The organism is Sulfuricystis multivorans, assembly GCF_003966565.1.
GTDB lineage: Bacteria > Pseudomonadota > Gammaproteobacteria > Burkholderiales > Rhodocyclaceae > Sulfuricystis > Sulfuricystis multivorans.
The window spans coordinates 256,030-268,100 of the sequence record NZ_AP018718.1 but is presented as its reverse complement, the minus strand read 5'-3'; the positions used below and the strand labels follow the sequence as shown (position 1 = coordinate 268,100).

Below are 12,071 nucleotides of genomic sequence, written 5' to 3'. Positions count from 1 at the left end.
AGGTTTCCTTTCACGCGGTTTCGTTGAACAGTTCGCGACCGATCAGCATGCGGCGGATCTCCGATGTGCCGGCGCCGATCTCGTAGAGCTTCGCGTCGCGCCACAGCCGGCCGGTCGGATACTCGTTGATATAGCCATTGCCGCCCAAGGCCTGGATCGCCTCACCAGCCATCCAGGTGGCCTTCTCGGCCGCATAGAGGATCGCGCCGGCGGCGTCCTTGCGCAGCGAGCGCGCATGCTCGCCCGCATCGCAGGCGCGGCCGACGGCATACACATAGGCGCGGCAGGCCTGCCAGGTCGAGTACATGTCGGCGAGCTTGCCCTGCATCAGCTGGAATTCGCCGATCGGCTGGCCGAACTGCTCGCGCTCGTGCAGATAGGGCAGCACCACGTCCATGCAGGCGGCCATGATCCCCAGCGGGCCGCCGGCGAGCACCGCGCGCTCGTAGTCGAGGCCCGACATCAGCACCTTGACGCCGTTGCCGACGCCACCGAGCACGTTTTCTTCTGGCACCTCGCAGTCGTCGAAAAACAAGGGATAGGTGTTCGAGCCGCGCATGCCGAGCTTGTCGAGATGCGAGCCGTGCGAGAAGCCCTTGAAGCCCTTTTCGACGATGAAGGCGGTGATGCCCTTCGGACCCGCGTTGACATCGGTCTTGGCATAGACGATCAGCGTATCCGCGTCGCCGCCGTTGGTGATCCACATCTTGCTGCCGTTGAGCACATAGCGGTCGCCCTTTTTGTCGGCCCTGAGCTTCATCGAGACGACATCGGAGCCGGCGTTCGGCTCGGACATCGCCAGCGCGCCGACATGCGCGCCGGAAATTAGCTTCGGCAGATAGCGGGCTTTTTGCGCCGGCGTGCCGTTTCGGCGCAGCTGATTGACGCACAGGTTCGAGTGGGCGCCATAGGAAAGTCCGACCGAGGCGGACGCCCGCGAGATTTCTTCCATCGCGACGATGTGGGCGAGATAACCCATGCCCGTGCCGCCGTCCTCTTCCGGCACCGTCAGACCCAGCAGGCCGAGATCGCCGAACTTCCGCCACAAATCGGCGGGAAACTCGTTGTCACGGTCGATCTGCGCCGCACGCGGCGCGATCTCGTTGGTGGCGAAGGCATGCACCGTGTCGCGCAGCATGTCGATGTCTTCACCCAACTGAAAATTCAATCCGATCATTTCGTGCTCTCCGCCCTGGTTTTCCCGTGCATGGTCATGAGCTTGTGCTGCGCAATGCGTCGCCTTGCCATGCTCCACCCACGACAAGACTCATGGGGCCTTTCATAGGTGTTCGGCCGATTGTATGTTGACGTTTACGTCAACGTCAATCCGTCGTTTTGCGTCTGGGCGCGCTGGCATCGAGCAGGGCGCGGCATTGCGCTTCGAGCGCGTCGAGCTCGCCGAGTACCGCATCGATGTCCTCGCGCTGCTGCGTCAGCTTCGCCCGCTGGCGCCCGAGCACCTCGATCAGCCGGGCAAGCTGCGAGGTTTCCGGCGCGCTGTCGTACATGTCGATCAGCTCGCGGATCTCGGCAAGCCGCAGGCCGAGGCGCTTGCCACGCAAGGTGAGCTTCAGCCGGGTGCGGTCGCGCTTGCTGTAGATGCGCTGACCGCCGACCCGCGCCGGGTTGAGCAAACCCTGATCCTCGTAGTAGCGGATCGTGCGCGGCGTCACGCCGAATTCTCGCGCCAGGTCGGCGATGCTGAAGGTGGTCTGGTGGGTCGAAGTCATATTGTTGCGGCGCACAAACATTTTCTCGTTTCGGCTACACTATCCGAAACGAACCGCCGCAGTAAAACAGATTTGTGGCCACTGGGCAACGCTTTCCCATGACGATCGATCACCCCCATCTCAAGCCACCGGATGCCGGTACGGCCCTCGAGGTCGCACCCGGCGTGCATTGGCTGCGCATGCCGCTGCCATTTGCCCTCGACCATATCAATCTCTGGTTGATCGAAGATGGTGACGGTTTCACCGCGGTCGACACCGGCATCGCGATGGACGGTGTCAAGACTGCCTGGAAGGCTCTGCTTCCGGGACGGCACCTGAGACGCCAGATCGTCACCCACTTCCATCCCGATCACCTCGGGCTGGCCGCTTGGCTCGCGGCCGAAACCGGCGCGCCGCTTTTGATGACGCAGGGCGAATATCTGACCGCCCAGGCGATCGCCGCCGGCATTCCGCCTTTCGATGTCGCCTCGATGGTGCAACTGTTCCGGCGCCACGGCCTCGATGATGATCGCTGTGCCGCGCTGGACGCGCGCGGCAACGCCTACCGGCGCGGCGTGCCGGCGATTCCCGCCACATTCCAGCCACTGTTCGACGAGGACCGGCTGCAAATCGGTGCGCACGGCTGGCAGGTGATCGTCGGTCATGGCCATGCGCCGGAGCATGCCAGCCTCTACTGCGCCGATCTGAACGTGATGATCTCCGGCGACATGCTGCTGCCGCGCATCTCCACCAACGTAAGCAGCTATGCCGCCGCTCCGGAACTCGACACGCTCGGGCTGTATCTGGCTTCGCTCGAGCATTTGACTTCCCTGCCCGAAGATACATTGGTGCTGCCCTCACATGGCCTGCCTTTTCGCGGTCTGCATGCCCGCGTCACCGAGCTCGGTGAGCATCACGCGGCGCGCTGCGCCGATCTGCTCACGGCCTGCGCCAAGGCGCCACGAGCCGCGGGCGAGCTGCTCGAAGTGTTGTTCGGCCGGCCGATCTGCGATCCGCACCAGACGATGTTCGCGATGGGCGAGGCGATCGCCCACCTGAATCACCTGGAACACCAGAACCGACTGCAACGTCAGGACGACGGCCGCATCATTCGCTTTACCACGGCCCACAACAAGGAGTGAGAGACATGAGCACGACCCAGGAAACCGAAAAGCCCGCCCTGCCCGATCCGCAGGAAATCGCCAAGACCTACGCCGAGGTCGCCGAACGCGCCGCGAAACTGCTCAACCAGCATGTCAAACGCCAGCTCAAGAAAGGCATCGTGCCGCCGCAGGACGAGCTCGGTGTCGCACAGGCGTTCATGGAGCTGATGGCCAAGCTGCTCGCCAATCCCTATCGCCTGGCACAGGCGCAGATGAATCTGGTCTGGGATTACTTCTCGCTCTGGCAGCATTCGATGCTGCGCTTCATGGGCATGCACACGCCGCCGGTCGCCACGCCGCCGAAAGGCGACAAGCGCTTCAAGGACGAGCAGTGGGAGGAGCACTTCCTGTTCGACTTCATCAAGCAGTCATATCTGATCACCGCGCGCCACATCCACGATACCGTCTGCTGCGTGCAGGGCCTCGATCCTCACACCCAGGAGAAGGTGAACTTCTTCACGCGCCAGTTCGTCGATGCCCTCTCGCCGACCAACTTCGTGCATACCAATCCGGAAGTGTTCCGCGAAACGGTGCGCACACATGGCCAGAACCTGATCAAGGGCTTGAACAATCTGTTGCGCGACATCGAGGCGGGCGACGGCCAGCTGCGCGTCAAGATGACCGATACCACGGCCTTCGAACTCGGCAAGAACATCGCCACGACGCCGGGCAAGGTGGTGTTCCAGAACGACCTGATGCAACTGCTGCAATTCAATCCGACCACCAAGACGCAATACAAGCGCCCGCTGTTGATCGTGCCGCCGTGGATCAACAAGTATTACATCCTCGATCTGCGCGAGAAGAACTCCTTCATCAAGTGGGCTCTCGACCAAGGTCACACGGTGTTCTGCATCTCCTGGGTCAATCCGGATGCGCGGCTCGCTGAGAAGAGTTTCGAGGATTACCTCCTCGAGGCCGCGGTGACGGCGATCGACAAGGTCTGCGAGCAGACCGGCGAGAAAGAGCTCAATGCCGTCGGCTACTGTCTCGGCGGCACGCTGCTCGGCACCACGGCGGCTTACCTTGCCGCCAAGAAGGACAAGCGGCTGGCCTCGACGACCTTCTTCACGACGATGCTCGACTTCTCGATCCCCGGCGAGCTGGGTGTGTTCATCGACGAGCAACAGGTGGCCAAGCTCGAAGAAAAGATGAAGAGCCGCGGTTATCTCGAAGGCAGCGAGATGGCCACCACCTTCAACATGCTGCGCGCCAACGACCTGATCTGGTCTTTCGTCGTCAACAACTATCTGCTCGGCAAGGACCCGTTCCCGTTCGATCTGCTCTACTGGAACTCCGATTCCACGCGCATGCCGGCGGCGATGCACAGCTTTTATCTACGCAACATGTACATGAAGAACCTGCTCAAGGAGCCGGGCGGGATCGTGCTCGACGATGTGCCGATCGATTTGCGCAAGATCAAGAACCCCGCCTATTTCATCTCGACCATCGAGGACCACATCGCCCCCTGGCAGAGCACCTATCTCGGCGCCAAGCTCTTTTCCGGCCCGGTGCGCTTCGTGCTCGGCGGTTCCGGTCACATCGCCGGCATCGTCAACCCGCCTGCCGCCAACAAGTATGGCTACTGGACCAACCCGGCCAAGACGCTGCCGGAGACGTCCGAGCAATGGTTCGAAGGTGCAAAGCAGCATCCCGGCTCGTGGTGGACCGACTGGCAAACCTGGGTCACGTCGCTGAACGACGAGCAGGTGCCAGCGCGTGATCCGGCGAAAGGCAAGCTCGGCGTGATCGAGGATGCGCCGGGCTCCTACGTCAAGTTCCGCCTCGACCAGCAAGGCGGGCACCGCGAAAAACCGTCGCGAGCGGCCTGAGTGCAAGGCGGACTGAGCGCAGCGACCGAGACATACGAGTTAGGCGAGGGAGCGAGCACCGCCCAACGCAGCAATCGGGTCGTGCAGCAGGTTTGTCGAGGTGCCCTAGCGTATGAGCACAGCCATTCGCGTAGTATTCGACACGAACGTGCTGATTTCCATTTTCGTCTTTGCCGACAGCCGCCTCGCCACCTTGTGGGGCGAAGTCGTATCTGGTCGCTGGGTTGCGCTGACCAACGCCCCCTGTCTGGCCGAATTCAAGCGCGTGCTCGGCTATCCGCTGTTTGCGCTCGCCACCGCTGCACAGGAGGCCGCCTATACGGCCTATCTTGCCCAAGCCGAAAGCGTCGACGCGGTGCCGCAGAAAGCCGCACCTTTGCCGCGCTGCCGTGACCAAGACGACCAGAAATTCCTCGAACTCGCTCGCGACGGCCAGGCGCAGTGGCTCGTCACCGCCGACAAGCTGCTGCTGAAGCTCAAGCGGCGGCAGCGGCTTCGTGGGCTGTTTTCCATTCTCACACCCGAAGAAGCGCTGCAGAAAGTCGGCGCTATTGACACGGCACGTTCGAGCAAATAGCCGGCAGATCTTGCCGACGAGCCCGCCGATGCTGCCGGTCTCGCTCGAAAAAACATCCCGTCGGCCCCTGGCAAGATTGTTGCAGATGCTCGGTCATGTCTGCATCCGCCCTCGCCTTTGCCGAATCTTTCGGCACCGCCTACGCCAACACGCTCGCCCGTCCGACGCCGATCGCGTCCGAGCGCGCCGCGCCTTGCGAACGGCTCGCCGCCATCGCCACGGCTTATGTCGAGGTGATCGAACATTGGGCCTGCCGGGTCGAGGACGTGATCCGTTTCTCGACGTTGGCGGCTGAGCTCGTCGGCCTCGTCGAGCGCGCCCCGGCCGTCTGCCTCGGCATGGCGCCGTACCTGCCCTTTGCCAGCCCGTCGCTGCGCCACGCCTTCAGCGCCGCGGTACTCGGCATCCACTTGGGCCGGGCGACCCGGCTCGATGCGCGCAGACAGCATACGGTGGCCAAGGCCGCGCTGTTCATGAACCTGCCCAGCCTCGATTTGCAGGACGATCTCGTCGCCCCTCACGCGATTCCTAGCGATGCCCAACGCATCACGCTCACGCGCCATCCGCAGCTCGCCGCCGAACTGCTGCGCGAGTCGCCGGGCGCCGATCTCGCCTGGATCGAAGCCGTCCTCCAGCATCACGAGGCGCTCGACGGCAGCGGCTATCCCGCGGCGCTCGCCGGCGACGAGATCTGCCTCGAAGCGCGCATCCTCAAGCTGGTCGACGTCTGGTATGCGCTCGTCGCGCCGCAACGCTTGCTGCGCAGCGCCAAGACGCCGCGTGCCGCGCTGCACTGGCTGCTCTCGCGCCTCCGGCAGCAGTTCGACGCACGCCTCATCGAAGCGCTGCGCCGGCTCACGGGCATCTGTCCGCCCGGCACCGCCGTCCGACTGGCCAACCGTGAAACCGCGCTGGTCGTCGACATGCCTTCCGGCATGGCGCTGCCGCGCCGGGTCGTCGCGATCCTCGGCGTGCACGGCCGGCTGCTGCGTGACCCGGTGCGACGCGACACACGCCGTGCGCACACTGCGATCCGCGACTTCACGACGCTGAAGGGCATCACGATCCCCCCTGCCTACTGGCGCGCGATCTGGGCGCTGGCGGAAATGGCCTGAAATTCGGCGCTGGCGGGACGGCATCCCGAGTGCTTGGAGCCTAAAATGCGGCGATGCCAAATCGACATCCGCACGACACCCTCGAAGTCCTCTCCTACCCGCCGCAGAGCCCTCGGCACGGCGTCCCACCGCTGCTTTTCCTGCATGGCGCCTACACCGCTGCCTGGTGCTGGGAGCATTACCAGCCCTTCTTCGCCGCCGCCGGTTTCGAGAATCACGCGCTGAGCTTCTCGGGCCATGGCAAAAGCCGGCGCCGCGAACAGCTCGACAGCTACTCGATCGACGATTACGTCAATGACGTCGCCGAGGCGGTCGCCTCCTTACGCGCGCCGCCGGTGCTGATCGGTCATTCGATGGGCGGCTTCGTCGTGCAGAAATATCTCGAACGGCACACGGCCCCCGCGGCGGTGCTGATGTGCTCGGTGCCGCCGCAGGGGCTCAGTGCCGCGGCTTTCGGCATGTTCCTCAGCCAGCCGGGGCTGCTCATCGATCTCAACCGCCTGCTCGCTGGCCGCCACGTCGCCCTCGACACCGTGAAGAACGCGCTGTTCGCGCAAGCCGTCTCGCGCGCAGATCTGGCGCGCTACTACCGCCTTGCCCAGCCCGAATCGCACCGCGCGATCTGGGACATGATGCTGTTCAACCTGCCACACCCGCAGCAGGTGCTGGAACACCTGGCCGGCGGTCGCGACAGCCTGCGCATCGTCGGTGCCGCGCAGGACGCCATAATTCCGGCGTCATTGGTGGCGCTGACCGCCAAGAGCTATGGCGTCGAACCGGTCATCTACCGCGGCATGGGCCACGGCCTGATGCTCGAAGCCGATTGGCACAGGCCGGCACAGGAGCTCATCGACTGGCTCGTCGCCCGCTTCAGCCCAGAAACTTGAGATGGCTGCCGCAGCCGGCGCGGCAATCCGACGCGCCAAAGCCGGGCACGACGATGACACCGGCGCTCGCCTGATTGAGCACGCATTCCTCCTCATCAAAGCGTTGCACCGCGGTGATCGACACACCGGGCGCGGCAAGCAGCCAGTCGATGTGCCAGCGCAAACTCTTCTGCCGTCGCAAGTGGCGGGCGATGCGCGCTTCGAGGTTGCGCCGCGCCGAACCGGTATAAACGTAACGGCCGGCCGGGAAGTCGAAGTTCCCGAACCGGCCGATCGCCACCCGCACTGGGCGGCGGATTTCGATCGACAGCTGATAGGTGGTAAAGCATGTCACTCTTCGAGCAGGCTCCTCAGCATCCAGGCTGTCTTCTCATGCACTTCCAGCCGCTGGGTGATGAGATCCAGCGTCGGCTGGTCGTTGGCCTTTTCGAGCAGCGGGACGAGGCTGCGCGCGGTGCGCGCGGTGGCTTCCTGAGCAGCGACGAGCAGTCGCACCATCTCCATCGCCTTCGGTACGCCCGTCACCTCCTCGATCGACGCCAGCTTGGCGAACTCCTTGTAGGTACCCGGCGCGGGATGGCCGAGCGCGCGGATGCGTTCGGCGATCATGTCGAGCGCGTTCCACTGCTCGGTGTATTGCTGCATGAACATCAGGTGCAGGGTGTTGAACATCGGCCCGGTGACGTTCCAGTGGAAATTGTGCGTCATCAGATACAGCGTGTAGCTGTCGGCGAGCAGACGCGACAACCCCTCGGCGATCGCTTTGCGATCCTTGTCCGAAATGCCGATGTCGATGGTCACGGGTTTGCGGTTTTTCATGTCATCCTCCTTGGTAACGGTCAGTAGTGACATTATGGTCAGGCAGGCGCACGATGCCCAAGGATTTCTTTCAATCGCTCCGATAGCCAAAAAACATCACAAGCCAGTCGTCTGCTGACGGATCGCGATCAATTCGCTGCGGCGTGTTTCGAGTAACTGGCGCGGGTTGCGCCGAATGCGTTCTTCGCGCACCAGGAAATTCAATCCTGGCACCACCCAGTAGGTGAACTTCAATTCGATCTGGCCACGGCTGGTGCGCGACCAACCCTGCGTTTCGATCACGAAAGCATTGAAACGGCCAGCCGGGGTTTCGACCCATTCGCGCCGGTCGATGCGCGCAGACATCTGATTGGAGAATTCCATATCCTTGTTCTGGCCCTTGCCCTGGGTCAAATAGGCCAACGTCCAGCGTTTGCCGACCTGTAACTCGGCGGGATAGATGGCGATCGGTGCCAGTGCCACGAAGCGCTGGTTTTCGACCACGTTGCCGAGACTGTCGAGCAGCAAACGGCCACCATTGATTTCGACGCGATCGTTTTCCTCATCGACCCGGGTGACGCGCAATCGACGGCGGCCCTCCTCGATGCCCGTGAGGATGTCGCTGTCGCGGAAAACAGCGACGTCGTCGACGCTGAATCTGCGGCCGAGGGGATAGCGGCCTGCCGAGTAAGGGTTGTCCTGTCGCATCACCGCCAGCACCTGTGGCGGAATTCGAATGCCGACTTTTTGGCCATCGTCGGAAGACTCTGGAATGACGGTCGAGTCGTTTGCCGAAGTAGCGCTTGGTGGCGTCTGGGCCGAGGGTGCAATGGATGAAGATGCCGTTGCAGCAGTCGCTTTCTCGGCGAGCAGTCGATCGAGTCGCGTCTGGGCAATTTCGGCGAAACGACCGCCTGGCCAGGCGCGCAAGAAGTCGATCCAATCTTCCGGACGTTTCGAGGTCTTGATGCGCTGCCATTGCTCGAGCTCGGCGGCAAGGCGCCTTTCGATGTCCTCTTCGCTCAATCTGCTGCCGTCGCGCATGATGAAGACCTCTTTTTCGAGAGAGGTCGATTCCCATGGAATCTGCGCACCGTTCGAAGACAACCGCACGTTGAGACGAACCCGCTTGAGCGCGGCCTCGAGCGGCACATCGGTTTGGCCCAATTCACGAATCAGATGACCGGTGTAAAGACCGTTGTTGCCTTCGCCGTCGGCAGCGGTAGCGCCCGGGGCAGTCGCATAGGCAAGCAGACTGCCGCTCGGCGCATCGAATTGGCTCAAACCCTTGGCGCTGGGACGAAAGGAACCGCCAAAGGGATCGTCTCGACAGGCGTCGAGGAAGATCAAAAACGATTGCGTGGGATGCGCCTTGCGCGCGCTGGCCAGCCAGTCGAGCACGACGCCCAGGTCGATGCATTGATTCTTGAGCGCCTCGCTCGAGGCGATCTGCGCATCGACGGGCAGCAGGTAATTGCGCCAGTCGAGCTGTGCGCCATGGCCGGCGAAATAAAATAGCGCCAATTCACCGCCGGCAAGCGCAGCGCGGCCGAAGCGTTCGATCGCGGCGAGCATCGCCTGCCGCGATGCGTCGAGTAGCAACTCGGCGGTAAAGCCGGCAGATTGCAACAGCCCATGCATCGCTTGCGCGTCATGGCGTGGATTGACGAGCGGGGCATTCCGATAGGCAGCGTTACCAATCACCAGCGCCGTCCTCGCCTTCGCTGCATGCGCCGAAGGCAAGCCCACAAGAAGTGGTAGCGCGGCCATGGATTGCAAGAAACGACGACGCTCGTTCATTTTTCCTCGCTGGCAAGTTGCGGTAAGGGTTCGAGGGCGTGGGTCGCATCGAGATGAAGCACGGCGTCGAACTGTTCGCTCAGTCGCACCTCGAAATAATGATCGCGCCGTTCCGTCGCCGGCGTATAGACGACCCCGATCGCCCGATCGGGCATGGGACGCGAGAAAGTCTGATGCACCGCCGGATCATCGCGCAAGCGCAAATAAAACGCCGGCATTTTCGCCTGTCCCAGAACAGCGCTGACACTGCCCGGCCGCGCCGGCCGCAGGCGTTTGATGCGGTCTTTACCGCCCCAGCGATCGGCCGCGCGCACCGTGCCGAGTCGGGTGGTCATGCCGAGCAGGAAAACCTGGTCAACGCCATGTCGCTCTCGCAGCAGCTGCCCGAGCGACAGCTCGCCGGCATGCGCTTGTGCGGTGGCCCGTGCATCGCCGACATGCGTGTTGTGTGCCCAGACGACCAGCTTGCCCTGGCCGCCCTGCGCGAGGATTCGCTCGCGAATGCCTTCGATGATGGCGAGCAGATGCCGTTCGCGGCGATTCCATGAGGAATCGCCGGCGCGATAGATCGCCCGGTAATAGTCTTCGGCTGCGACCACGGTCTGTGCATGCCATCGCAGCCGGAAGGATTCCTCGCTCTGGCTCTCGGCCAGCTCGATCGACCACAACGCCGCTTGCCGGCGCGCACCCGCACCGCAGGGCTCGGCAGCGCGCGTCTGGACCATCAGCCCATACAGCATCGGCTCCTCCCGATAGTCGAAGAAACAGTGCAGATCCGCTGCGGCGCGTTGCGCCTCTACAGGCTGGCTTCGTTCTTGCCAAGCGGCGATCAACGCCTCGGCAGATTCGGGCAGGCTATAGAGGTCGAAACCGAGCAGCCGCACCTGCCGAAAAGAACGCCGCAAGCTTTCGATGAAGTCGATGAACGGAGGATTGTGCACCACCCAACGCGGAAAGCCCTCGACCTTTGCTACCGCTTGCCGCGCGGAAAGCGGCGCACCCCGCACGTAATCGTCGACGGCGAGCAACGGCGCCCAGGGCGCTTCGATCAACACCGCTTCGAAGCCGGCGCGCTCGATCAGCGCCAGCGAGATGCGGGCGCGCTCGACGAGAAATTCATGCGTTCCGTGCGTGGCCTCGCCGATCAGCACCGTGCGGGCCGAAGCGACATCGGCCAAGAGCGGAGCGAAATCTGCTTCGATACCGCGCCAGGGCATCAGCGCGGCGCGCCAGTCGGCGGCCTGTGCCGACACGACCGCGAACATCAGGAAGAAGAAGCGCGTCAGGGTGCCGGCGTGCATCCGGGCGGCAGATGATCGAGCAGCGCGCCACGCAGGATGTCGATCGCCTGATGGCGTGGGAAGCTGGCGCGCCAGATCAGGCCGACGCGCCTTGAGGGTTGGGGTTCGACGAAGGGGCGCACGCGCAGCAGCGGATCGTTTTTCGGCAGCTCATCGACCGCCGAGGCCGGCATCACGGTGATGCCGACGTTCGAGGCGACCATCAGCCGGATCGTTTCCAGCGAAGAGCCTTCGAGCACCTGCGGCCCGCCCGCGCCGGCCTGGCTACACAGATCGAGCACCTGATCGCGGAAGCAGTTGCCGCGCCCGAGCATCAACAGGGGCTCGTCGAGCAGGCGCCGCGGGGCGATCGCCTTTTCCTTGGCCCACGGATGCTGGGCAGGCACCAGCACGCGAAACACTTCGTCATATACCGCCTGGGCCACCAGCCCCGGCTCCTCGATCGGCAACGCGACGATCGCGACGTCGAGCTCGCTGTTCTTCAGCGCCTCGATCAGCTGCGCGGTGAAGTTTTCCTGGAGGATCAGCGGCATCTGCGGCGCACGGCTGCGTAGCGACGGCACCAGCCGGGGCAGCAGATAGGGCCCGATCGTGTAGATCGCGCCGATGCGCAGGGGCCCCGTGAGCGGATCGCCCGCCGTAGCGGCGAGCTCCTTGATGCGCGCGGCCTCCGCGAGCACCTTTTCGGCCTGGCGAATGATCGGCTCACCGGCCGGGGTCACGCTGATCTCGTGCTGGCCGCGTTCGAAGAGGATCACGCCGAGCTCGTCCTCGAGCTTCTTGACGGCGACCGACAGCGTCGGCTGGGAAACGAAGCATTTCTCGGCCGCCCGGCCGAAGTGTTTTTCGCGCGCCAGTGCGATGATGTAACGCAGTTCGGTTAACGTCATAA

The 12,071-nt window shown here is 63.5% G+C and carries 12 protein-coding genes; 5 read left to right on the top strand and 7 right to left on the bottom strand.

Annotated elements, in window-relative coordinates:
* Positions 1-10 precede the first annotated feature (10 nt).
* Entirely contained in the window at positions 11-1,177 is a 1,167-nt protein-coding gene (locus EL335_RS01290; protein WP_126443877.1) for an isovaleryl-CoA dehydrogenase, read from the bottom strand.
* 145 nt (positions 1,178-1,322) lie between these two features.
* Positions 1,323-1,745, bottom strand: a complete 423-nt coding sequence (locus EL335_RS01285; protein ID WP_284155399.1) for a MerR family transcriptional regulator — start codon at positions 1,743-1,745, stop codon at positions 1,323-1,325.
* An 83-nt stretch (positions 1,746-1,828) separates the two neighbouring features.
* Here EL335_RS01285 and EL335_RS01280 point away from each other — a divergent pair, with 83 nt between their 5' ends.
* From EL335_RS01280 to EL335_RS01260, 5 genes are all read left to right on the top strand, one after another.
* Positions 1,829-2,851 carry an MBL fold metallo-hydrolase gene (locus EL335_RS01280; protein ID WP_126443876.1) on the top strand — a complete coding sequence of 341 codons (1,023 nt, stop codon included), beginning with the start codon at positions 1,829-1,831 and terminating at the stop codon, positions 2,849-2,851.
* A 5-nt stretch (positions 2,852-2,856) separates the two neighbouring features.
* Positions 2,857-4,701 (top strand): PHA/PHB synthase family protein, encoded by a 1,845-nt coding sequence (locus EL335_RS01275; RefSeq protein ID WP_126443875.1) that lies wholly within the window; start codon positions 2,857-2,859, stop codon positions 4,699-4,701.
* A 112-nt stretch (positions 4,702-4,813) separates the two neighbouring features.
* On the top strand, positions 4,814-5,278 hold the full coding sequence (locus EL335_RS01270) for a putative toxin-antitoxin system toxin component, PIN family (protein WP_126443874.1): 465 nt from the start codon (positions 4,814-4,816) through the stop codon (positions 5,276-5,278).
* A 95-nt stretch (positions 5,279-5,373) separates the two neighbouring features.
* Positions 5,374-6,393 (top strand): HD-GYP domain-containing protein, encoded by a 1,020-nt coding sequence (locus tag EL335_RS01265; protein ID WP_126443873.1) that lies wholly within the window; start codon positions 5,374-5,376, stop codon positions 6,391-6,393.
* Positions 6,394-6,446: 53 nt separating this feature from the next.
* Complete coding sequence (locus EL335_RS01260; protein WP_126443872.1) at positions 6,447-7,280, top strand: alpha/beta hydrolase; 834 nt, start codon at positions 6,447-6,449, stop codon at positions 7,278-7,280.
* Here the strand turns inward: EL335_RS01260 and EL335_RS01255 are convergent.
* The 5 genes from EL335_RS01255 to EL335_RS01235 form a co-directional block, all read right to left on the bottom strand.
* Entirely contained in the window at positions 7,264-7,614 is a 351-nt protein-coding gene (locus EL335_RS01255; protein WP_126443871.1) for a GIY-YIG nuclease family protein, read from the bottom strand. The genes EL335_RS01260 and EL335_RS01255 overlap by 17 nt on opposite strands.
* Positions 7,611-8,075 carry a Dps family protein gene (locus EL335_RS01250; protein WP_284155478.1) on the bottom strand — a complete coding sequence of 155 codons (465 nt, stop codon included), beginning with the start codon at positions 8,073-8,075 and terminating at the stop codon, positions 7,611-7,613. Before EL335_RS01250 ends, EL335_RS01255 begins: the two co-directional genes overlap by 4 nt.
* 120 nt (positions 8,076-8,195) lie before the next feature.
* Positions 8,196-9,782, bottom strand: coding sequence for a caspase family protein (locus EL335_RS01245; protein WP_172599988.1), 1,587 nt, complete (start codon positions 9,780-9,782; stop codon positions 8,196-8,198).
* A gap of 92 nt (positions 9,783-9,874) precedes the next feature.
* Positions 9,875-11,179 carry an erythromycin esterase family protein gene (locus EL335_RS01240; RefSeq protein WP_126443868.1) on the bottom strand — a complete coding sequence of 435 codons (1,305 nt, stop codon included), beginning with the start codon at positions 11,177-11,179 and terminating at the stop codon, positions 9,875-9,877.
* On the bottom strand, positions 11,161-12,069 hold the full coding sequence (locus EL335_RS01235; RefSeq protein WP_126443867.1) for a LysR substrate-binding domain-containing protein: 909 nt from the start codon (positions 12,067-12,069) through the stop codon (positions 11,161-11,163). Before EL335_RS01235 ends, EL335_RS01240 begins: the two co-directional genes overlap by 19 nt.
* Between the last annotated feature and the right edge of the window lie 2 nt (positions 12,070-12,071).

Coding starts and splice junctions, on each gene's coding strand:
- EL335_RS01265 (WP_126443873.1), top strand. CDS start 5,374: ATGTCTGCATCCGCCCTCGCCTTTGCCGAATCTTTCGGCACCGCCTAC.
- EL335_RS01275 (WP_126443875.1), top strand. CDS start 2,857: ATGAGCACGACCCAGGAAACCGAAAAGCCCGCCCTGCCCGATCCGCAG.
- EL335_RS01270 (WP_126443874.1), top strand. CDS start 4,814: ATGAGCACAGCCATTCGCGTAGTATTCGACACGAACGTGCTGATTTCC.
- EL335_RS01235 (WP_126443867.1), bottom strand. CDS start 12,069: ATGACGTTAACCGAACTGCGTTACATCATCGCACTGGCGCGCGAAAAA.
- EL335_RS01240 (WP_126443868.1), bottom strand. CDS start 11,179: ATGCACGCCGGCACCCTGACGCGCTTCTTCTTCCTGATGTTCGCGGTC.
- EL335_RS01280 (WP_126443876.1), top strand. CDS start 1,829: ATGACGATCGATCACCCCCATCTCAAGCCACCGGATGCCGGTACGGCC.
- EL335_RS01290 (WP_126443877.1), bottom strand. CDS start 1,177: ATGATCGGATTGAATTTTCAGTTGGGTGAAGACATCGACATGCTGCGC.
- EL335_RS01260 (WP_126443872.1), top strand. CDS start 6,447: ATGCCAAATCGACATCCGCACGACACCCTCGAAGTCCTCTCCTACCCG.